General features: G+C 68.9%; 9 protein-coding genes and 1 pseudogene. 2 read left to right on the forward strand and 8 right to left on the reverse strand.

Annotated elements, in window-relative coordinates; translation table 11 throughout:
• Window positions 1–98: 98 nt before the first annotated feature.
• From H1R19_RS01080 to H1R19_RS01110, 7 genes are all read right to left on the reverse strand, one after another.
• Entirely contained in the window at window positions 99–3,620 is a 3,522-nt protein-coding gene (locus H1R19_RS01080) for an arabinosyltransferase domain-containing protein (RefSeq protein WP_372632136.1), read from the reverse strand.
• Window positions 3,613–7,005: an arabinosyltransferase domain-containing protein gene (locus H1R19_RS01085; RefSeq protein WP_219850345.1), complete on the reverse strand. Its 3,393-nt coding sequence runs from the start codon at window positions 7,003–7,005 to the stop codon at window positions 3,613–3,615. The genes H1R19_RS01080 and H1R19_RS01085 overlap by 8 nt, the downstream gene beginning before the upstream one ends.
• A gap of 250 nt (window positions 7,006–7,255) precedes the next feature.
• Window positions 7,256–8,464, reverse strand: coding sequence for a DICT sensory domain-containing protein (locus tag H1R19_RS01090; RefSeq protein ID WP_188330792.1), 1,209 nt, complete (start codon window positions 8,462–8,464; stop codon window positions 7,256–7,258).
• A 298-nt stretch (window positions 8,465–8,762) separates the two neighbouring features.
• The gene (locus H1R19_RS01095; protein WP_219850346.1) at window positions 8,763–9,302 is read right to left on the reverse strand and encodes a Dps family protein; all 540 of its coding nucleotides are present in this window, start codon (window positions 9,300–9,302) and stop codon (window positions 8,763–8,765) included.
• Window positions 9,303–9,546: 244 nt separating this feature from the next.
• On the reverse strand, window positions 9,547–12,933 hold the full coding sequence (locus H1R19_RS01100) for an arabinosyltransferase domain-containing protein (RefSeq protein ID WP_219850347.1): 3,387 nt from the start codon (window positions 12,931–12,933) through the stop codon (window positions 9,547–9,549).
• Window positions 12,926–16,291: an arabinosyltransferase domain-containing protein gene (locus H1R19_RS01105; RefSeq protein ID WP_219850348.1), complete on the reverse strand. Its 3,366-nt coding sequence runs from the start codon at window positions 16,289–16,291 to the stop codon at window positions 12,926–12,928. Before H1R19_RS01105 ends, H1R19_RS01100 begins: the two co-directional genes overlap by 8 nt.
• A 124-nt stretch (window positions 16,292–16,415) precedes the next feature.
• Entirely contained in the window at window positions 16,416–19,847 is a 3,432-nt protein-coding gene (locus tag H1R19_RS01110; RefSeq protein WP_219850349.1) for an arabinosyltransferase domain-containing protein, read from the reverse strand.
• A gap of 155 nt (window positions 19,848–20,002) precedes the next feature.
• On the opposite strand from H1R19_RS01110, the gene aroQ reads away from it, so the two are divergent.
• Together aroQ and H1R19_RS23110 are read left to right on the forward strand one after the other, a co-directional pair.
• Window positions 20,003–20,491: a type II 3-dehydroquinate dehydratase gene (gene aroQ / locus H1R19_RS01115; RefSeq protein WP_188330796.1), complete on the forward strand. Its 489-nt coding sequence runs from the start codon at window positions 20,003–20,005 to the stop codon at window positions 20,489–20,491.
• A gap of 98 nt (window positions 20,492–20,589) precedes the next feature.
• Window positions 20,590–20,901: pseudogene (locus H1R19_RS23110) on the forward strand (ArsR/SmtB family transcription factor); the annotation flags it as partial.
• A 70-nt stretch (window positions 20,902–20,971) separates the two neighbouring features.
• Here the strand turns inward: H1R19_RS23110 and H1R19_RS01125 are convergent.
• Entirely contained in the window at window positions 20,972–23,587 is a 2,616-nt protein-coding gene (locus H1R19_RS01125; protein ID WP_219850350.1) for an AMP-binding protein, read from the reverse strand.
• Window positions 23,588–23,750: the final 163 nt, after the last annotated feature.

Genomic DNA, 23,750 nt, shown 5'->3' on the forward strand with positions numbered 1-23,750 from the left:
CGTTGATCCCGGTCGTCACCGGCCACGCCACCCCGCTCGAGCTCGGAGACATCCTCCGAACTCGAGCGGGGTGGCCGCGTCATGCCGCCATCGCGGCGTCAGTTCTTGCTGGCCCTCATCGGCCCGGGGGTCCACAGCCCGCTGTGACTCTCGGTGGTGATGGTCAGCTCGGCGTCGGTCTGCGGCAGGATCGGGGTGAGACCCTGGAGCATGCCCCAGTCCTTGGCCCAGTCGTTACGCAGATACGACGGGTACACGCGCGGGCGCAGCTCGTTCTCGATGATGCCCAGCGGGCCGCCGAAGTCGCCGGCCATCCACCGCTGCGAGTTCACCCGCTCACCCTCGCGGTCCGGGGAGATCCGCCATTCCGGGGTCTCGAGCACCCCGTATTTGACCTGGGCGGGACGCTGGCACGGGAAGGCGAGCCCGGCCTCCCAGTCGATGAGGACCGGGTCCTTGCTGCCCACCAGTGAATTGAGGGTCACCATCGACGAGACGCGCGGTGGTGTCACCGCCAGCCACTGGTCGCGGAGCGGCGAGTCGTCCTGGGCGAGCACACGAACCACCGTCGCGCCCTCGGGTGCCCGGTCCAGCGGGAAGCGCAGGTTGCGCCATTCGGGTGCGCCGCCGATGTCGAGCGGGACCATCTGGCCTGCAGGAGCCACGGTTCCGTCCGGGGCGACCCGACCGAACTGCAGACGCACGCGCTGTCCCTGACGGGTGACGGCGAGGTCGTCGATGTACTCCACGTGGCCCGCGACAGACATGGTCACCAGCGGCTGATCGGCGTTACGCCTTTCGGGCAGCTGGTACCAATCTGAGGTGAGCCGCCCGGTCCCGCTGGGGGAGTTGTAGGTGCCGAGCACCGGGGTCTGCTGTGGCGACAGGCCGAACGGCAGCTTCACCGTCGAACCGTTGACCCCGGCCTGCGCCGTGCTTCCACCGCTGGTGTCGCTCGAGCCGCTGGTGGAGTCCGTTGCGCTGCCGGTGTCATCGGTCGGATCGGATTGGGTCCGATCGACTTCCGCGGTCGAGGTCCCCGACGACGACTCGGGCTCGTCGCCGGACTCCTCGGTCAGGTCCGACGCGACACCGTTGGGGTCGAAACCCGCCATGCCCTGGCCGGCCAGTGCCGCGCCGGGGGACGGATTGTTCTGTCCGGCAACACGTGCGGGTGCCAGTAGGCCCTTGGTGGGGTCGCTCTCGACCAGGACGGCATCGGCCAGCGCGCAGGGCTCGCCCCGGATGGCGCTGACATTGGAGCTCAACCACGACCACGAGTTCCGTTGTGTCCAGTCCGCTTTGGCGAACGAGACCAGTGTGAACAGGAGCATGATCGCCGAGACGACGATGATCGAGGGGCTGCGCAGCCGTGTGAACACCGATCGTGACGCGCCGGCGCGGACCGTCTCGTCGACGTAGTCGTCGCGGAAGTGCTGCCACAGGCCGAGCAGTGTCAGGGCCACCGCCACCGCCAGGATGCCGGTCCACAGCGGGATGCCCTTCACATCGGGAACCGCGTCGCGCCAGGGGATTCCGTAGCTGCCGACGTACCACCACTGGTTTCGTCCGGAGAACGCGAGGGCCAGCACGTAGGCGCAGGCCGCGGCGAACAGGGTCCGGTTGCGTCGACGCCGCATGATCGAGCGGTCCGCGCAGGCGGTGGCCACTGCGGCGAGTGCGCCGCCGATGGCGGCGTACACACCCATCTGGTGGGTCCACTTGGTGGGCAGGAAGGCCATCATCACGGCCGAACCCGCCACCATGGCGAGAAGGCGCCAGGTCGGTGCGGTGGCGATACCCGGCAGGCGCCGCCGGTTGAGCAACATCACCACGACCAGGATGAAGCTCGCGAACACGATGAGAATGCCGAAGCGCCGGGCGATCCCGCCGTCGGCGGTCGGGTTCATCAGCATGTAGTAGCGCATCGGCTCTTCCCACCACTTGTTGGTGGGACCGACCTGACCGTTGACCGACACGGCCTCGAGAATCGGTGCGAGTGGCTGGTCGGCGAAGATCTCGAACATCACCGCCAGACCGGCGGCGAGGATCGGCAACAGCAGAGGCCAGGTGCCGTCACGTTTGCGGCGCGCCATCAATCGCTTGAGCAGGGGCCGGATTCCGGCGATCAATGCGACCGCGGCGATCACGCCGGTCGGGTGGATCGTCAGTGTGAAGGCGGCCGAGATGATGCCGACGGTGAGCGGGAAGAATCGTCCGGTGGCGATCGCGCGTTCGACACACACCCAGGTGAACAGCGTGCCCAGTGCGATGAGTGGTTCGACGCGCAGACCGTTGTTGTACGGCATCCACACGGCGAGGAACACGAGTGCGGCCGCCCAGATCGCCGGGGTCGACTCCCGCACGGCGCGCCCGAGGCGGGGGATCGCGGCGCGGCTGATCAACCACCACGACGCCATCGCGAACAGGAACGGCAGCAGCCTCAGCCACGGTGTCGCGGTGCTGATCTCCATCCACGCCGACAGATAGTGGTAGTGCCAGCCGAACGGATCCTGCGGTACCCCGAAGTAGCGGTAGTAGTTGTCGAGGTAGCCTGCCTCGCTCGCTATGCGGCCGACGGTCACCTGGTATCCGTCGTCGGCGGTGTTCCCGCCGACGAACATCCAGATCAGCAGGACGAGCGTGACGAAGCCGTCGACCGGGCGGACGCGCCACCACCCGGCGGGGAAGATCTTGTGATGTCCACGCCCGTCACGGGCATCGAGTATCGCCAGGGCGATGAGTGCGAGGATCGTCGAGAGCACGCCGATGACGAGCAGCCAGAACTTGAGTGTCGTGGGGGTGGAGACGAATCGGGTGTCGATGGTCGAGTTGAAGGACAACCCTTCGGTGGACACGTTCGACGGCAGGCTCGAGTAGACGCCGATGATCTGCGGACGCGCGTTGGGGTCTCTCAGATCGAAGCTGTGTTGTGCATCCGAATTGTCGGGCAGCCCTTCGATGGCGCCGCGCGCGCCGGTGGTGTCTGCGTGTACGACGATTCGGCAGTCCGCGGAAGCCTGCGCGGCGGCGCGGGGGGTGTTGAGCAGAACGACATTTCGTTGCACCACCTGCAGGGAGTCGGCGGTGGCACGGATGAACAGGCCGACCTTGCTGGCCTCGGTGCCGCCCTCGGGCACGGTGGACAGCAGGACGCCGCCGCCGGACGGCAGCGACGCACCGAGCGCGCACGGAACGGCGACGTCCATCGACACCGGCACGAACGAGACGTTCGGCGCGGCGACGTTGGCGACCGAACCCTGCTGCGGCCAGGTCAGTTCGGCCTTCGTGTAGTCGACCGGCAGGAACGGGCTCAGCAGTGCCAGGAGGATGCCGATCGCACCGGCGACCATCGCCACGATCCGGGCGGTGCCGGCGTGCCGTTCGGCGAAACTCTCTGGGCTGCCGTTCCTCTCACCGGCGTGCCCCGACCCTGCCTGATCTGTTCCGGACCGATCTGCCACAGGCTGGGTCCTCTCGGTCTCGGGTGTCCCTGTTTGCGCGGGTGTCCCTGTTTGCTGGGGTGTGCCTGTTTGCTGGGGTGTCCCTGTTTGCTGGGGTGGAACGGGCTGGTTCGGTTCGGGTTGTCCCGGGGCGTGGGCGTCGACGCGGTCAGTCATCTTCGGGCACCACCCTGATCGGGCCGGGTCGTGACCATCCATAGGTGGTCGTCGACCCGGTCAGTACGTCCGCCGGTCGCGCCTGCGGTACCAGCGGGTCCAGTCGCTGCAGGTTGCCCCACTCGCGATACCAGTCGTTGTCGAGGTAGGTCGCCACCGTCGAGGGGCGGGTCAACGCCTCCACCGTGGTCAGTAGACCGCCGTCGTCGGTGGCCATCCACGTCTTGGACTGCGAGTTGGCGATCCACGACTCGGGCAGGATGCGCCAGTCCGGGATGTCGAAGATGCCGTCGTGCGCCGTGATCGGTCGCTGACACGGGAACACGGCGCCCGCTGCGAAGTCGATGAGCACCGGGTCGGTGGACCCGACGACGTTCTGCAGGGTCTGCAGCACCGGGGCGCGCGGCGGCGTGATGGCAAGCCACTGATCGGGATCGAGGTTGTTGTCCTTGGCGACGATCCGCAGAACTGTGGCGTCGGCGGGCACCCGATCCATCGGGATCCGGAGGTTGCGCCACGGGCGGTTCGCGCGGTCGGCGTCGATCGGGATCGCGGGGGCGCCGACCTCGACGAAGTTCCCGTCCGACTCGCGCCCGAACTGCACCTCGAGCGGTTGTCCGAAGACGGGGACGCCGTCGCGGTCGAGGGTGAACACGGCGCCCGCTGCGGTGATGACGATCAACGGGGAGGCGTCGCGCGCCGGGAGGCGGTACCAGTCGGTGGTCAATGTCGCCTGGCCGCTGGGGGTTTCGTTACTGCCCAGCACCGGGGTGGTGGCGGGATCGAGACCGAACGGGAGTGCGGCGGTGCTGCCGTTGACGCCGCGCGGGCCCACGCCGCCGGTCGTGCCGGGGTTGGAGCCGTAGACGATGAACGTCTTCGACAGGTCCGCCGAGGTGTTCATCGCACCCGGCTTCTGCGCGCCGGCCTGCGGGGTCAGGTCGGATTTCACGCCGTCGGGGCGGAAGCCGTTCGACTGCCCTTCGAGCGCCTTCGACGCCGATTCGCCGCGCGCGGGGACGAGCATGCCGCGATTGGGGTCGGGTTCGACGAGAACGGAATCGGCCATCGCGCAGGTGTTCCCGCGTACGGAGTCGAGGTTGGCCGACAGCATCGTGAACTCGTCGGAGCGACTCACCGCGGCTTTGGCGAACACCGCGACCTCGGATACGACGATGAGGAGTGCGATCACCGCGATCGGCGCCGACGCGATCCCTACCCGCCAGCCCGAGGGAGCCGCGCCGCGCTCGTGTGCCAGCCCGGTCTCGTTCACGAAGTCCATCCGCAGGTGCTGCCAGATCGCGAACGCGAGTGCGACGACGGCGAGCGCGAGCAGCAGCGTCGACACCTGCATTCCGGCGATGACCGGAGCCTTGTCGAACCAGGCGATGCCGAAGTTGTACGGCCACGGCCAGGCGTTCTTGCCCGCCGCCGCCGCGGCGCAGGCCACCAGCAGGCCCGCGATCAGGATGGAGAGGTTGCGTAGTGTTCGACGCGCCGCCTGACCGATCGCCACGCAGGCGACCGCGGCCAGTGCCGCACCCAGGCCGGCGAAGATACCGAACTGGATGGTCCATTTGGTCGGGGTGAACGACAGCAGCAGGATCGTCAGCAGCGATGCCCCGAGTGCACGCCACACGGCGCCCGGGTCCAGGCCGTCGATCCGTTTGCGCCGCAACATGATCGCCAGCACCACGAACATCGACACGGCAAACAGCAGCACCGGGATTCGGCGTGCGAGCGCGCCGTCGGTGGTGTTCACGGCCAGGAAGTAGTAGCGGAGCAGTTCCTGATACCAGGCGAGTGTCGGGCCCACCGAGTAGCGGATGCGCACCGCTTCGAACACGGTCGCCAGGGTTTGATCGCGGAAGACGACGATGATCACCAGGGCGAAGGCGGCGAGAAGCGGGGCGAGAAGCGGCAGCACCCCGTCCTCGACACGGCGTCGGACGAGGATGCGCAGCATGGGACGTGCGCTCGCGATGAGCAGCGCCACCGCGACCAGCCCGTGCGGGGCCAACGCCAGCGTCAGGGCCGCGGTGAATGCGGCCAGTACCGCCGGGAGCAACCGGCGCGTCGAGACGGCGACCTCCACAGCCCACCATGTCAGGAGCGTGCCGACGACGATGATGCCCTCGCTGCGCAGGCCCGAGCACATCGGCAGCCAGAACGCGAGGAACACCGCGGCCCCGGTGAGCATCGCCCACTGGGATCGGCGGACCGCGGCACCGAGTCGGGGCAGCAGCACCCGGCTGAGGATGAACCAGGCGACGAGCCCGGCGATCAGCGAGGGCAGACGCATCCAGATCCCGGTCGTCGAGATCGTCGACCAGTAGGCGAGGAAGTTGTAGTACCAGTCGAACGGCGCCTCGGGGATGCCGTAGAAGCGGTAGTAGTTGGCCAGGTAGCCGGAGTCGGCGGCGTTGCGCCCCATGTTGAGGATGTAGCCGTCGTCAGGCGAACCGGCGCCCAGGAAGTGCCAGATCACCAGCGTCAGGGTCACCCCGACGTCGGTGGGGCGGGGACGCAGCACCGCCCACCACCGCAACCTGCGTCCGACGCGCCGGTGGTAGCCGTGGATGCGGTCGAGCCTGCCGACGGCCACGAACGCCACGATCGCGGCGATGACGCCGACGATCATCACCAGCCACTTGAGAACAGACGGCGACGAGTCGAACCGGTCGTCGATCTCGATGCGGACGTCGAAACCGGTGCTCGCGCGGACCTCGTCGGTGCTCAGGTCGGTGAAGACGCCGGCGATCTGCGGATTCGACGACGGCTGCGCCAGGCCCACATCGCCGCCGCCGGCGGCGGCCGGGCCGGGCGGCAGGCCGACGAACTGGGTGCCGGTGGTGGTCGCATCGGAGAAGATGCGCAGTTCAGCGCACCGTGTGAGAGCTTCGCGCGGCGCCGAGGCCAGCGTCTTGTTGCGATTGGTGACCGTCACATTCGACGCATCGGCGACGACGAACAGTCCGTTGTCGCGGGCCTTGGTCGCCCCGGCGGGCATGGTCGACAGCACCGTGGTGGACGTATCGTCGCCCGTCGCCGCGAGTACCCGGCACGGGATGGTGATCTGCACGTCTTGCGCGGTCTGGGCGACCAGCGGTGCCGTGATCGACGCCGAATCGGCGCCGAGGTCCTGGCCTGCGGGCCACGCGATCGACGCGGTCGACGTGCTGACCGGCAGAAACGGGGTGAGGACCCCGGCTGCCACGGCGATCAACCCGGCGATCGCGGCCACCAGTGCCACCGGACGGGACTGCTGCTCGCCGGACGGGCGCTGCGCTACATCCTTGGTGTCGGGAGCAGCAGCGCCGACACCGACCTCGTCTGACTCGGACACTTCAGGCGACTTCGGCACAGGCGCATCGTAGTCAGCCATGCTGTGACAATCCCAAATCGCCGCCGCTCCGCCGTGCAGCGTGACTACCTGCTGGCCGAGCAGCGTCGACCGAGCGTGGCGAGGACGTCGCGTCCGTCGAGGTCACGGGGTGAGCCGGTGTCGATGGGGTGGCTCGTAGGTGTGGGTGCGTTCTGGTTTCGACACGGCTCCTCGCTGCGCTCGTCACCGGCTCAACCAGCGGGGGGTCGGCTCAACCAGCAGATACGCGGCTCAACCAGCGGCTCGCGTGTCAGGCGAACCGCATGAGGATCGAGTGGACCGCCTGGGTGACGGTCATCCGGTCGTAGGTCTGCACGAACTCGAAGGTGCGCTCGAGGTCGGGGCCGGCGTCGTGCTGGTCCCGTGCGGAGAGCAGGGCTGCGAAGTGCGGGCCGAGAACCGCGACGTTCCATTCGTTGATCAGGTCGTCGTCGGGGTCGAGGGGGGCGCGATGGACGTTCCCGTCGCGCACGTCGGGCAACCCGACGCCGTAGACGCCGGCCAGCCCGGTCTGCTCGGCCATCTCCTGCCAGCGCCTCGCGGTGCGGCTGCTGAAGTGCTCGGCGAACTGGAAGGTACCGAGGACGATGGCGGCCCCGCCGATGGCGGCCTGATGCTCGAGCGCCTTGCTCATCTCGATGAGCAGCCGCTTGTTGCCCGTACGGGGCGTGATGGACGTCGAGGCGATGCGGTACGGCGTGGACTTGTCGGGGCCGGGAGTGGTCCACACCGGCATGTCGGGAAGGGGCACGACCGTGCGGGCGGCCAGTACCGACGGGTCGGACACAGCCGGGTACAGATCGCCGATACCGAAGACGGCACCCATCGTCTGTGCGGTGACGCGGCTGGACTCGTCGTCGACGCCCTCGGCGATGACCACGGCGTGGCTGCGTTCGGTGTGGGCGGCGAGTGCGTGTGCCAGATGAGCGGTGTCGGCGCCTGCCTGTGTGGTGAGCAGCTCGGCGCCGGTGACGACGATGTCGGGTTCGACGAGGGAGAGCAGCGTCGCGGCGTGTTCGCTGCGTACCAGTCCGTCGACGCAGATGATCTTTCCGGCGGCGCGGGCACGTGCGACGCGGGCCAGGGTGCGTTGCGGGCTGCGTTCGACGGCGTCGGGCAGGACCACCATGACGTGGCGTTCCAGGGTGCGCGCGGTCTCGGCGTCGAGGTTGTCGATCAGATCGAGATCGAGGGAGACCAGCAGCGGCAGGACCTTCGCGATGGACTGTGCGCGCGAGGACGTGGCCATCTTGCGCTTGCGTTCGTCGAGGACGGGGTGCTCCTCGACGAGCCGGGCGGCGCGCTTGAGCGCGGACGCGGTGGCGAGCCGGGTGCCTGCGGGGCCGCGCAGCTGCAGTTCGACGGCGGCGAGAGCGCCGTCGGACAGCCGGCAGACCGGCGCGAACTGCATGGAGAGCTCCAGATCGTCGAACAGGGTGAATGATCGCGCTTCGGACACACGTGCCTCCCCGTCAGAGCGGAGAGCGCCCCGATCGAACTGGTGGACGCGGTCGCTTCACGTCCTGCTCACGGCATAAAGCCTGTGGTCAGCGTAACAAACTGCGGACGGTCAACAGGGACGACTCCTTGATCGTGTGATCGGGAGGCGCGCAGCGTCTTCGGCCGGATCGGCAACCCATGTTGGGCAGAAGACACCGCGGTCGCGACCGAAGGGGGGGGCGGGTGGTCGCGACCGCGGTTCCGGCGCGGGCCAGGGGTGTGGGCGGGCCCGCTACTCGGTTTCTGGGTGGTTCGCCTCAGCGCGCGGCATCGGCGGCTTCCTTCTCGCCGCTCGCGCCGGTGTGGATCAGTTCACCGGTGTAGCTCTCGAGGTGGGCGCGGACGAACCATTGGAACTTCTCGAGTTCGGCGGTCTGGCCGATCAGGACGTCCTCGGTGATCGGGTCGATGTCACCGATCTTCGCGATGGCGTCGCGATGGGACTGGATGAAACCGTCGTACACCAGGTCGAGCGCCCCGAGGTGGGCCTGCGCGGTGTCGCGGCCGATGGAGTAGTCGCTCCAGCTGCGGTGCTCCTCGATGGCCTTGGCGGTGCCCTTGGGTGACGCTCCCAGCGTCGCGATGCGCTCGGCGACGGTGTCGGCGTACCCGCGGACGAGCTCCACCTGTGGGTCGATCATCTCGTGGACGCCGATGAAGTTCGCGCCCACCACGTTCCAGTGGATGTGCTTGAGCGTGAGGTGCAGGTCGTTCAGCGCGCTGAGACGCTCTTGCAGGATGCCTGTGACCTCGTCGGCGGCGTCGTTGCTGAGTCCGGGTGCGGTGAATTTCGGCATGTTCTCACGCTAGGACCGCTGCGCTGCCGAGGCGAGTTCTCGTCGCCAGGAGTGACGCAACCGAGACAGCACGTCACGGTGCCGTAACGGAAAGGCGTCCGCGGGTTTGTCGGCGTCTTCCCGGGGAATCAGCCCCCAAGGGAAGTGGCCGGTCAGAGTGCGGGATGAGTATCGCCAAACCGTTACGCATCCCGCACTCCGGAGAGTCCTCGATCAGCAATGGTCTCGATCAGTAACCGCTCGATCAGTAACCACTCGATCGCATCGGTGCCGGGTCGTAGAGCCCGGAACGCTGAACCGTCCCCAGGTCCAGTTCGGCCGGGGGTGCCGGGATGATCTCGGTGAACCGCTGCAGGCCGCCCCAGTCGCGTCCCCAGTTGTTACGCAGGTAGGTGGGCAGCAGAGTCGGCCGCAGCATGGCCTCGGTGATGCCCAGAGGTCCGCCCGCGGTCCCCGACATCCAGGTCTGGCTGTTCTTCCGGGTGGCTTCCGCGTCGGGCATGATGCGCCACTTCGGCACCTCGAGCACGCCGTTGCGCACCTTCATCGGCTGCTGGCACGGGAAGACCATGCCGGGCAACCAGTCGATGAACACCGGGTCGGTCCGGCCGACGACGTCGTTCAGTGTGGCCAGCTTGCCGACCCGCGGAGGCGTCACCGCCACCCACTCCGACGATGCGGCCGCGGTGTCGGCCACCTGCACGCGCACCACGGTTGCCTGCTGCGGGGCGTCGGCGAGCGGGAAGCGCAGGTTGCGCCAGGTGGGGGTCTCACCGATGTCGATGGGGAACATCTGGCCGACCGGTGTCACCCGTCCCGCGTCGTCGACGCGGCCGAACTGCATCGTGACCTTCTGGCCCGCGTGGACCACCCCGATTCCGTCGACCGCTTCGACCGAGCCGGCCACGGCCATGGTCAACAGCGGTGCGTCGTCTGAGCGTTCGGGCAACTGGTACCAGTCCGACGTCAGCGAGGCGTTGCCCGACGGCGAGCCGTAGCTGCCCAGAACCGGGGTGTCGGCCGGGTTGAGACCGAACGGCAGGCGCACCGTCGAACCGTTGACACCGCGCGCACCCTGACCGCCCTCGGTGCCACCCTGCGCCGACGAGCTGTCGCCGGATTCATCCGATCCGGCGCCGGTCTGGGCACTGTTCTGGGCTCCCGAGGTGGTCGAGGAGTCGCTGGACTCGGTGGCATCCACGGAGAGCTTGTCGGGTACGCCGTTGGGTGTGAACCCCGGCGACCCGGTGCCGCCGAGGGCGTCGGCGATGCTCGGTGCAGGCCGTCCGCCGATCGAGGCGGGTGACAGCAGGCCCGCGGTCGGATCTGCCTCGACGAGAACGTCATTGGCCAGACCGCACGAGTTGCCGGTCAGCGCGCGCGCGTTGGACTTCAGCCACGACCACGAATCCCGTTGTTCGTAGGCGCCCTTGGCGAACGAGGCGACCATGAACAGCACCATCAGCCCGGCGATCACCGGCAGCGGCGAGAACTTCAGCTTCGAATACCAGTGGTCGCCGCCGCGGGTGCGGGTCTGGTCGTCGACGAAGTCGTCGCGGAAGTGGAAGTACAACCCGACCAGGGCGGTCACGACGGCCGCGATCAGGATGAGCCACGAGATGTTGACACCGCCGACAGCCGGGGGACGGTCCCACCAGGGGACGCCGTAGCTGCCGACGAACCACCAGCCGTTGGTGCCCGCGAACGAGATGCCGGTGATGGCCAGCACGGCGGCTGCGAAGAAGGTCCGGTTGCGGCGGGAACGCAACACCGCCGGGGCCATCATCGCGCCGGCCGCCGCGGCGAGGCCTGCGGCGATGCCCGCGTACACACCGAAGTGGTGTGTCCACTTGGTCGGGGTGAACGCGATGAAGAACATGGTGCCGAGCGTGACCGCGACCAGCCGCCAGATCGGTGCGCGCGCAATGCCGTTGGGATGTTCGCGGCGCAGCAGACGCAGCAGCACGACGAACAGGCACAGGATCATGGCGAGGACGCCGAATCGTCGTGCCAGGGTGCCGTCGGCGGTCGGCAGGATCAGGTAGTAGTAGCGGATCGGCTCCTGCCACCATTCCAGCGTGGGTCCGACGTCGGAAGCCACCTTGTTGCCCGCGATCAACGGTGCGAGGGGTTGGTCGGCGAAGATCTGGAACAGCACCGCGGTTCCGGCGGCGAGGATCGGTGCGAGCATCGGCAGCAGGCCGTCGCGTGAGCGCCTCGACACCAGTGTCTTCACGATCGGCCGGATGCCGGCGAGCAGTGCGGCCACGGCCATCAGCCCGCCGGGCGCCAGTGCCAGCGTGAAGGCCGCGGTGACCACGGCGATGGCATAGGGGAGCAGTCGCCGGGTCGCGATGGCGCGTTCGACGCAGCACCAGGTGAGCAGCGCGCCGACGGCCTCGGCGGGTTCGGGCCGCAGACCGTTGTTGAAGGGCAGCCAGATCGCGAGGAACACGAAGGCCGCCGACCACACCGCGGGCGTGCTGTGGCGCACGGTGCGTCCCAGGCGCGGGATGACCTCGCGACTGATGAGCCACCAGCCGAGGAGTCCGAGGAGGAAGGCGGGCAACCGCATCCACGGCGCGGCGACGCTGACGTGGGTCATCGCCGAGATGACCTGGAAGTGCCAGCCGAAGGGGTCCTGGGGGACGCCGAAGTAGCGGAAGTAGTTGTCGGCATACCCCGCGTCGGCGGTGATACGCCCGACGGTGAAGTTGTAGCCGTCGTCGGAGGTGTTGGCGCCGGCGAACCACCAGAAGGCGAGGATCGCGAACACCGCGACATCGGGCGGCCGGATGGTGAACCACCCGGTGGGCAGGAATCGCTTGTGGCTCCGGCCGTCTCGGCGATCGAGGATGCCCAGTGCGATGAGCGAGGCGATCGTCATGAGGATGCCGATGATGATCGCGGCGAGCTTCAGCGTGGTGGGGGTGCTGACGTATCGGGTGTCGATGGTGGCCCGCAAGGAGAGGCGCTCCCGCGGCACGTCGGCGGGCAGGTCGCTGTAGATCCCGACGATCTGCGGACGCATCTCATGGTCGGGGAGGGCGAAGCGGTACAGGCCGCCGGGCTCGGCAGTGGGTTCGGGAAGACCATCGAAGCGTCCGCTGACACCTTCGCCGTCGGCGTGCATGACGATGCGGCAGTTCGGATTCGACTGCGCGGCCGCGCGATCGGCGTTCAGCAGCACGACGTTGCGGTCGGTCAGCGTGATCGTGTCCGCGGTTGCCCGGACGAACAGGCCGCGCGCGGAATCGTCCTGACCGCCCTCCGGGGTGGTCGACAGCAGCACGCCGCCTCCGGCGGGCAGGCGCGCGGCCAGTGAGCACGGCACCGACATGTCCATGTCGACCGGCACGAACGCCACCAACGGTGCTGCCACATCCGAGACGTCGTTTCCCTGCGGCCAGTTGAGTTCGGCCGTGGACTGATTCACCGGCAGGAGCGGTGTGATCACTGCCAGCAGGAACCCGAGTAGGCCGGTGACCACCGCGACGATCTTCGGGGTGAGGATCTTCCGGGTGACCGTCTTCGAGACGCTGGTGTTGCGGTCGTCTGTGTTGCGGTCGTCTGCGCTCGCGCCGCCGGAGTCCGGGGCGGGGGTCTCGGCCGTGCGGTGACTGTCACTCATCGGATTGGGGCTCCACCCTGATCGAGCCGGTACGTGACCAGCCCCATTGCGTCGTCGGTGCGGTGTCGATCTGTGCGGTGGGCGCGCCGGGCACCAGCGGTGTCAACTTCTCCAACGCCCCCCAGTCGCGTACCCAGTCGTCCTTCAGATAGGTCGAGACCGCACGTGCGGAGGTGGTGGCCTCGGAGACACCGAGGAGACCGCCGTCCACTCCGGCCTGCCAGGTCTTGGACTGCGAGTTGGTCAGCGGATAGTCACCGAGGATGCGCCACTGCGGTACCTGCGCGACGCCGTGGGAGATCCCGAGCGGCCTCTGACACGGGAAGTGGGAGGCCACCCCGAAGTCGATCAGGGTCGGGGCGCTCGACCCGACGACCGCCTGCAGCGTCTGCAGCTTCGGCGCCCGCGGCGGCGTGATGCCGATGAACTGTTTGTCGCCGAGGTTGTTGTCCTGCAGCAACAGTCGCATGACCGTCGCGCGCGGCGGGGCCGCCGACATGGGCACCCGCATGTTGCGCCACGGCCGGTTGAGGATCACCGGGCCGGGGTCGATGGGCATCACGTCGGGGCCCACCTGCTCGAAGGAGCCGTCGGGGCCGGGACGACCGAACTGCACCACCATCGTCTGGCCGAAGTTGCGGACGCCGAAGGTGTCGATCGTCGAGACCGCACCGGCCGTGCTGAACACCAGCAGCGGCGACGCCGCGCGATCGGCGGGCAGGTCGTACCAGCCGGTGGTCAGCCGGGCCTCGCCCATGTATCCGTGGCTGCCCAGGACGGGGGTGGTGGCGGGGTCCAGGCCGAACGGCAGTTGGGCGGTGGAACCGTTGACCGTCTTCGGTCCGCGGCCGCCGGTGGTCCCGGCGCCGAGGCCGCCGGTGATGGCGAACGGCCGCGACATGCTTGCCGACACGTTCATCTGTCCCGGGCGCTGGCTGCCGGGTTCGGGCTGCAGGTCGTCGGGGATTCCGTTGGGGGAGAACCCGACCGGGTTCTCCCCAGCGAGTGCCCTGCTGGGCGTCGCACCGCCGGCCGGGGTGAGCATGCCTGCGTTGGGATCGAGTTCGACGAGGACGTCGTCGGCGAGTCCGCACGAGTTGCCGCGCAGTGTGTCCAGATTCTCCGCCAGGGCCGTCGGCGCGGGGTAACGGGTCACCGCGGCCTTGGCGAACAGCAGCAACTCCACGACGACGAGCAGGCCGGCGATCACCGCCAGCGGCGACGAGGCGAGGAAGAGTCGGCGGCGGTCCGCACGGGTCTCACCGGAGCCGGTATCGGTATGGGCGAGACCGCGATTGGTGACGTAGTCCAGGCGCAGATGCTGCCAGACCGCCACCGCCGCGGCGAGCACGGCGAGGATCAGGAACAACGTCGACGCCTGGAAGCCCGCGATCACCGGGGCGCGGTCGAACCAGGAGATGCCGTACTCGTAGAGGAACGGCCACGAGTTGTATCCCGCCAACGCCGCGGCCATGGCGAACAGAAGTCCGGAGACGAAGACCGTCAGGTTGCGCGCCGAGCGGGCCGCCGACTGCACCACCGCGATGGTGGCGACAGCGGCGATCGCCGCGGCGAGACCGGCGAGCACGCCGAACTGGATGGTCCATTTGGTCGGTGTGAACGCGAACAGCAGGAGGGTGACGCCGACGGCGCCGATCAGGCGCCACACCGGTCCGGCGTCGAGGCCGCGGATTCTGGTGCGGCGCAACATGACCGCCACGGTCACGAAGAGTCCCGCGAGGAGCAGCAGGAGGGGCACCCGCCGGGTGAGTGCCCCGTCGTCGGTGACCACGGAGATGAAGTAGTACCGCAGGAACTCCGAATGCCAGGAGATGACCGGGCCGACGGTGTAGCGCAGTTTGATGGCCTCGAGGACCGTCGCGAGGGTCTGGTCGCGGAACACGACGATCCCGACCAGCATCGCGGCCGCGGCGATCGGCGCGACGAGCGCGAGCGTCGACGACCATCGGGGGCCGCCGAGCCGGTTGCGGCGATCGAGCAGGATGTGCAGCAACGCGCGGGCGGCGACGAGCAGGATGGCCACGCCGACCACGCCGTGCGGGGCCAATGCCAGCGTGAACCCGGCGGTCAGCGCGGCGAGCGCGGCCGGCACCAGACGTCGGGTCGCGATCGCGTACTCGGCCGCCCACCAGGTCAGCAGCGAGCCGAGCACGATGATGCCCTCGCTGCGCAGGCCGCTGCAGAACGGCAGCCAGAACGCGGTGAAGGTCATCGCGCCGGCCCAGGTCGCCCACGAGCTCCGACGCACCGCGGGCCCCAGCCGGGGCAGCAGCACTCGGCTGAGGACGAACCAGGACACCAGGCCGGCGACGAGCGGCGGGATGTGCATCCACAGGACCGTGGGCGACACCGACGACCAGAGGGCGAGGAAGCTGTAGTACCAGTCGAACGGCGCTTCGGGGATTCCGTAGAAGCGGTAGTAGTTGGCGAGGTAGCCGAAGCCGTCTGCCGTGCGACCCATGTTGAGGATGTAGCCGTCGTCGGGCGATCCGGCACCCAACACGCCCCAGACCAGCAGGATCGCGGTGACCGCCAGGTCCGTGGCCCGCGGCTTGAGCGAGTGCCACCAGGCGCGGGTCCGTGCCCCGATCCGCCGGTGGTAGCCCTGGATGCGGTCGAGGAGCCCGAGGGCGATCACGGCGATGGTCACCGCGAGCGCGGCCAGCACCATGACGATGATCTTCAGGACCGACGGCGTCGACTCGTAGCGGTTGTCGATGTCCACCCGGACCCGCATACCGTCGGCCGCCGCGGCGCGGGCCTGGTCCGGCGAGAGGTTGCTGAAGATGCCGTCGACCTGGGGGCGCTTGTCGGGTGCCAGCGTCGTCGACTCCCCGAGCCCGACGAACGTGGCGCCCGGGCCGGTGGGTGCGGAGAAGATGTGCAGTTCGCGGCATCGACCCAGATCGGCGCGCGGGGCGGTGGCCGCGACGCTGTTCCGGAAGGTGACGGTCACGGCCGAGTCGCCGGCGGTGACCCAGAGGGCCGAGCTCTTGGACTTGGGTGCGTTGGTCGGCATCGTCGCGAGGACCACGCCGTTGGGTGCGGCGGCGAGGGTCGCACACGGGATGCGGGCATCGAGCGTCTGCGGCGTCTGCGCGATCAGCGGCGCCATCACCGATGACGTGCCGGCGCCCAGATCCTGGCCGGCCGGCCACTCGAACGACGCGTCGACGGCTTTGACCGGCAGCAATGGCGTCAGCGCACACAGCACGACGCCGAGGACACCGGCGACGATGGCGACCAGCCGGACGGTACCCGCCGAGAACTTGGCGGACGGTCCCGACGCCGAAGGTCCTGCGGAATCTTCTGGAGCATCAGGAACTGTCACAGGCACGGTGTTTCATCGTAAGCGACGGGTCCCGGGCCTCCTAGCTCCCACCCTCCGCGACGGCCGACAGGCTGTGTCTCGCCAGGCTGCGGCTCGACGGGCCGTGTTCCGACGGGCTTATCTCGACGGGTCAGTGCCGGAGCGGTGCCGGACTCCACAGGCCGCTGCGCGTGGACGTGCCGGTGTCGATCTCGGCGAGCGTGCCGACGCCGCCGTAGGGCTCGTAGCGCTCCAGTGCGCCCCAGTCGCGTCCGATGTCGGCCATCAGATAGGTCGGCAGCGCGGTCGCCTCCTGTGACACCTCGATCCAGCCGAGGGGGCCGCCGCCGAACCGGTCCTGCCATGCCGACACCGCGGCCGCGAGATCCGAGCCCGGCTTGATGCGCCATTTCGGGATCTCGGCGACCCCGACGTCGTGGATGAAGGGCCGCTGGCACGGGAACCCCAGGCCCGACGTCCAGTCGACGTGCACCGGGTCGGTGCTGCCGACGACGTCCTGCAGGGTGTCCATCTGCGGCACACGCGGCGGTGTCAGCACGATGAAGCGGTCCTCGTTGAGGTTGTCGTCGGTGGCGACGATCCGCACGGCGGTGGTGTCGGAGGGGAGTTCGTCGGTGTTGTATCGCAGGTTGCGCCACGACGGCCGCGGTCCGGGGTCGATGAGTTCGGTCTCGCCTGCGACCTCGAGGTCGGCGTCGCGGGTGTCCGGGCCGATCGGGTCGGAGGTGTACTCGAGCATCACGTTCGGGTTGTCGTATTCGCCGGCCACCGACATCGTCAGCAGCGGACGGTCACGCCAGTCCTTCGGCAGCGCGTACCAGCCGGAGGTGAGGCGGGCGGGTACCTGGTCGAGCTTGGAGTAGCTGCCCATGACCGGGGTCGAGGCGGGGTCGAGGAAGAACGGCAGGGCCGCGGTGCTGCCGTTGACGCCGGGTTCGGCGATCTCGCCGCCACCTGTTCCCCCAGGGTTGGAGTACAGGGACTCCGGTGCCGCCCACACATTGCCTGCGAGCACACCCAGCGAACCCTCGCTGGCCGTGGACTCCAGGGCGGTCGGCACACCGTTCGGGGAGAAGCCCTGCGTCGCCGGGGACGTGCCGGGTGCCGGCGAAGGTCCGCCGAGGGGGTTGTCGAGGGTCTCATCGACCGGGCGGAGCATGTCGCGGTTGGGGTCGGACTCCACCCACACCTTGTCGGCCATCGCGCACGGATTGCCGGCCAGTGCGGCCAGGTTGGAGCGCGGCACCGAATACGACGAACTCTGGTGGATGCCGGCGAAGATCGCGGTGACGATCTGGAAGACGACGACCGCCATCGCGAGGTAGGCCAGCGGCGCCGCGGCCATCGACGCGAAGAGCCGGCGATACCAACGGTGGTGGGTGGCGGCCACGGGTTCGGTCGGCCCGGTGTGCGGGTCCGTGCCGGTGAAGGGTTCGCGGAAGTGGAACCACAGGGCGACGAGCAGCAGGGCGAGCGCGGCGTAGAGCAGCACGCTGCCGAGCATGATGCCGCCGATCTGAACCTGACCGGAACCCCACGGCATGCCCCACGCCGAGTAGTAGTAATACGAGTTCGGGGCCGTGAACGCCAGACCGCCGATGAAGAGAACGAGCGCGCAGAACAGGGTGCGGTTACGTCGCGAGTGCATCGACTGCTGGCTGGCCGCGATCGCCGCGATGGCGGCCAGTGCGGCCGCGATCCCGGCGAAGACACCGAAGTGGTGGGTCCATTTGGTCGGCGTGAACATGAGGAACACCAGCGACGCGAAGGTGATCGCCACGATGCGTCGTGTCGGACCGATGGCCGTTCCGGGGATGCGGTTCTTGCGGATCAGGACCGCCGCGGACACCACGAGACCGAGAATCATCGCGAGCACCGCGAAGCGTCGGGCGATCGAGCCGTCGGCGGAGAACGCGAACAGCGCCGAGTAACGGCCGATCTCGTTGTACCAGTTCATCGACGGTCCCAGCGCGGTCTTCATGCTCGACGCCTCGGCGAACGAACGCAGCGTGAGGTTGGAGAACACCACGAAGGAGACGAACGCGCCGGCGGCGAGGATCGGGGCGATGAGGGCGATGAAGGACAGTCGCGACGACCGACGCCGCACGCGGGTCGCATCGGTTCCGGGAGCCCCGGCGCCGGATGCGGCGTCGGGCGCATCGGGCCCGGCGAGTTCGGTGATCACGCGGGCCCGTTTGATGAGCGCCATGATCATGGGTCGCGCCCCGGCGATCAGTGCGGCCACGGCGAGCAGGCCGGTCGGTCCCGCGGCGATGCTGAAGGCGCCGATCAGGCAGGCGACCGCGGCGGGGAGCATGCGGCCGGTGGCGATGGCACGTTCCACCGAGCACCAGGTCAGCAGCGCACCCAGGCAGATGATCGGTTCGGGGCGCAGGCCGTTGTTGAAGGGGAACCAGCAGGCGAGGAAGGTGAACGCGGCGGTCCACGCGACCATCGGCCGGGTGAGTGCGGCGCGGCCGAGTCGGGGCAACACCTCGTGGCTGACGATGAGCCACACCAGGATGCCGCACAGCAGGGCCGGGATACGCATCCACGGGCTGGCCACCGAGACGTGACTGAGCAGGCCGAACACCTGGTAGTACCAGCCGAAGGGCGCCTCGGGAGCGCCGTACCAGCGGAAATAGTTGGCCGTGTAATCGGTGTCCTGCGCGACCCGCGACATCGTCAGCAGGTACCCGTCGTCGGACGTGTTGGGCCCGATCATGTGCCACAGGATCAGCGCCCCGATGACCACGTAGTCGCGGGCGTTGAGGCGCCACCAGCGGGCCGGGAAGATACGACGATGACGCCGGCCGTCGGTGGCGTCGAGCGTGGCGAGGGCGGCGAGGGACAGCAGCGTCGTCGCCACACCCACGATGACGACGAGCCACTTGGAGATGGTGGGGGCGGTGTTGTAGCGCGAGTCGATGGTGACGTGGGCGTCGAGGCCCGCGATGTCGGCGGCCGGTCCGGACAGGTCGGTGAACAACCCGGTCATCTGCGGGCGCTGGTCGGGCGAGTGCTTGAAGGCCTCTTTGTCCTCGGTGGTGCCGGCGAGCGGCTCGTCCTCGCCGTCGTCGTTCTTGACCCCGCTGGTCATCCCGACGAACTCGGCGGTCACCGCGTCGGAATCGGCGTGTACGGCGATCTCGCGGCACCCCTGGTCGCGGATGTCCTGCAGCGTCGCGGAGACAAGCGGGACGTTGCGGATCACGACTTCGACGCCCTGCTGGTCGGCGGGGGCGTCGGCGGCGCCGGTCTTGCGGATGAACAGGCCGCGCTCGGCGGACTTCGGTGCCTGTTTCGGGGTGGTGGACAGCAGCACCGAACCGCCGGGAGGCAGGTCGCCGATGGCGCTGCACGGGATCGTGACGTCGAGGTCGACGGGGGTGTAGCCGATCAACGGGGCGGCGACCGAGCTGATCTGACCGTCCTGCGGCCAGTTGATCTCGGCTGTCTTCTGCTCGACCGGCATCAACGGTGTCGCGAGCGCGAGCAAGAACCCGAGCAGGCCGGTGACGATGGCGACGATCCTCGCTCGTCGAACGGTCTGCGCTGGCACAAAGAGAGATGGTAGCCGTTGAGGCGTCTCGCCCCGGCCGGTGGCGGTGTGGCCCGTGGTGCCGGCCGCACCGAGGCCGATCGCGTGCGCGGGGCTGGGTGAGGGGTCCGGGAGAGGGACCCGGGAGAGGTGCCACTGACAGTATGGTGAACCCCATGTCCGACGCCGCTGCCGCTGATCAAGCCACGTCCGAGGCCTCCGGTCCGGGGCCGTTGCCGATTCTGCTGCTCAACGGTCCGAATCTGAACACGCTCGGTACTCGTGAGCCGGCGATCTACGGTTCGGAGACGCTGGCCGACGTCGTCGACCTCGCCGAGCGGACCGCGTCGGAACTCGGCTTCGGGTTGCGCGCCGCGCAGACCAACCACGAGGGTCAGATGCTCGACTGGATTCACGAATCCGTCGGGAAGGTCAGCGGAATCGTCATCAATCCCGGCGGGTGGACCCACACCTCGGTGGCACTGGCCGACGCGCTGGTGGTGCCGGGTGTCCCGATCATGGAGGTGCACATCAGCAACGTGCACAAACGCGAGGCGTTCCGGCACCACTCCTATGTGTCGCCCCTCGCGGCCGGGGTGATCGCCGGCTACGGAATCCGGGGTTACGAGTTCGCGATTCGACGCCTCGCCGAGCTGGTGGGCTGAGCGCGACACTCTTGTTGAAACCAAGCGGCTGCACATCGCGGTCGAACAGGAGATCTTCATCGACGCGCCGCGCACCCATCTGACGAGCGGCGGTGTCCGTGCCTGACGTGGTGCCCGTCGAGGTGTTCGGGGCGCTCGCCGACGAGAGTCGCTGGCAGATCCTCACCCGTCTGGGAGCCGAACCGGCGTCGGCCTCCACTCTCGCCACCGAGCTGCCGATCAGCCGGCAGGCGATAGCCAAGCACCTGCGGGTGCTCACCGAAGCCGGTCTCGTCACCGCCTCCCGTTCCGGGCGGGAGATCCGCTACGAAGCGGTGGGCGGGCACCTCTCCCGCGTTGCGCGACAACTGGTTCGATCGCACTCGGATGAAATCGCCACTGGCCGAGATCAAACGCCGTGCGGAAGGCGCCTGATCGCGCGTGTGCCCCTGCCGGCCGAGCAGCTCGTGCACGCGCAGCGTGCCCGCGCGTCCGTCGAGGTCACTCCCCGGTTCGCCGGCCGACCGAGTTGCTTGCGGGATCGGCCGAGTCGAGGATCGCGTCGATGACGCGGGCGGTCTCGGCGGCGTGCGGCGCCCGGATCATCGAGATGTGATCCCCGGTGATCTCGTGGAAGGTCACCTCGCCGGAGGTGAGGTGGTGCCAGAGTTCGGGATCGTCGGGGTTGGTGCGCGCGCGGATCACCGCGACCGGGCCGTCGTAGGGACGTGGCCGGTACCGGCGGATCATGCGAGTGCCCAACCGGAAGAACACAACCCACTGCAGAGTCGTCGGCAGCCGGACGAGGCCGGCGGTGCGCACCAGCACGGCGAGCATCGCCTCCTGGACCACCCGCTGCGGTAGCGGTGCCCGACGAGGCTCCGTCTCCTTGCCTGTCCGGTCGGGTAGCGCGGTGTCGTCCTCGGCGAGTGAGCCACGCCGTGCGGACAGGCGTGCGGCGATGCCGGGTTTCTCTCCACTGACGCGGCGTATGAGTGCCGGATCGAAGAGAGAATCGAGAATCAGTACGGGGCCGCAGGTCTCGCCGGCGCTGGTCAGTTGCGCCGCGATCTCCATCGCGACGAAGCCGCCGAGCGAGTATCCGCCGACCTGGTACGGGCCGTGCGGCTGTACCGAACGCATGTCGGAGATGGCTCGTCGTGCGGCGGCCCGAACCGAATGGTCTGCGCGGCCGCGCTTTTCGACGCCGCGCGACTGGATCGCGTAGACCGGGCGGTCGGTGCCCATGGCGCGGACGATCTGCGTGAGGCTCGTGGCGAGGCTTCCCGCGCCGGCGATCAGGAACACGGGGTCACCGTCGCCCTGTCGGAGGGGGATCAGCGTCGCGCCGGACGACGTCTTCGAGCGGTGCTTCGCCGCCGCTTCGATGTGCGCCGCGAACTGCGCGATCGTGGGCGCCTGCGCGAGCATCGCGGTGCTGACCTCCAGCTGGAGGTGGTGCTGGACCTCTGCGAGCATCTTCGCCGCCGCCAGCGAGTCGCCGCCGAGCTCGGTGAAATCCTCGTTGCGGCCGATGGTTTCCAGGCCGAGGATCTGGCACCAGAAGCGGTGCAGCGCCATCTCGGTCAGTCCGCGCGGCGGCTCATGCGCCGGTCGCGAGGGCGGTGGGGGCAGTGCGGCCCGGTCGACCTTGCCGCGTTCGTTGCGCGGCAGTTCGGCCAGCACGACGATGTCCCGTGGAATCATCCACGGCGTCAACGACTTACCGAGCTCGCTTCGTATCTCGGCGGGCGACGGCGACCACTTCGCCGGATCGACGGCGATGTGTGCGATCAGGCGCGCCTCGTCCCGGTTGGCGGTGACGACGGCATCGGCGGTCCAGGGGAGCGCACGGATCGCGGTTTCCACCTCCAGGGGTTCGACGAGGTAGCCGCGGATCTTGATCGCGTCGTCGCCGCGCCCGAGTAATGCGAGTTCGCCGTTGGCGTCGAGACGCCCGAGGTCGCCGGTTCGATACCGGGTGCGGCCGTCTGCGAGGAACTCGAAGCGGGTGGCGGTCAGCTCGGGATTCGAGTGGTATCCCGACGCGAGGTTCGCCGATTCGACGATGACCTCACCGGTCGCGCCGACGGGCAGGTCGGTGTCGTCCTCGTCGACGATCCGGACATGCTTGTCCGTCGCCGGGACGCCCACCGGGATCGTGCCGGCCGCCACCTCCCGTTCGGGTGGGAACAGGTTGAAGGCCAGGTTGCCGACCTCCGACGCCCCTGCCCAGCAACAGAACACGCCGGCGGGGGCGATCGTGCTCCGTGCGAGCTCGACGTCGGTCCGGTGGGCGGGCTCGCCGCAGACCGACAGCAACCGGAGCGAGTCGAGCGCGTCGTCGGCGGAGAGTTCACCCAGCCACGACCGCAGCAGTGACGGCGTGCAGTGCACGGTGGTCGCGCCTTCGGCCGCCAGCCAGTCGCGCAGACCGGTGGTGGTGCGGCGCCGGACATCCCAGAGCAGCATCGTGGCGCCGTTGAGCAGGCTCATGGCCAAGGCGTCGAGCCCGCCGCCGAAGCTCAGTGGGAGCAGCACCGCCGCACGATCTTCGGGGCCCATCCCGAGGAAGCGTCGACCGTCGCGAGCGTGGTTGACCGGCATTCGCTGCGAGAGCACCACGCCCTTGGGCGTCCCGGTGGAGCCCGAGGTGAACAACAGGACTGCGGGGTCGTCCGGCGCGGGTTCGTGCGTGACATCCTTCGGTGCGGGCGGCGGTGTCGAACGCACCCCGCCCGCCGGGGTGAGCAGGTGGGCGCCCGATCGTTGCAGGACGTTCTCACGCCGGTCCGCAGGTAGGAACGGGTCGAGCAGGACCAGCGACCGTCCGGCACACTGCACGGCGAGCATTGCGACCACCGAGTCGATGTCGGATTCGATCTCGACGGCGACGGGTCTGCCCGGCTCGATGGTCGCCAGGAGCTCACGCGTGAGATCGTCCACCCGGGCTGCCGCGTCGGCGAACGTGAGCGAGGACTCGGGCGTTCGGAGCGCGATCGCGTCGGCACGTGCGGCGGCAACGGCATGCCACCGGGCGGCGGCGGTGGCCGCGTCAACCACGCCGGGGAGATCGGCCGGATCGGCGATACCCGTCAAATCGGACTCATCGGCCATGGGTGCCAAGTCGGTTCTCGCTGGTCATGTCCTCAAACTTCCGCGACGACGGGAGTGTCTACGGTCATGGACGGGCCGCGGGACTCGGACCCGGGCGACGATGCCACGCCGTGCGGGGCTCGGCCCCTCCTCCGGCCCCGTCAGCTTGTCAAGGAAACCTACC

The sequence above is a fragment of the Gordonia jinghuaiqii genome, assembly GCF_014041935.1.
Taxonomy (GTDB): Bacteria; Actinomycetota; Actinomycetes; order Mycobacteriales; family Mycobacteriaceae; genus Gordonia; species Gordonia jinghuaiqii.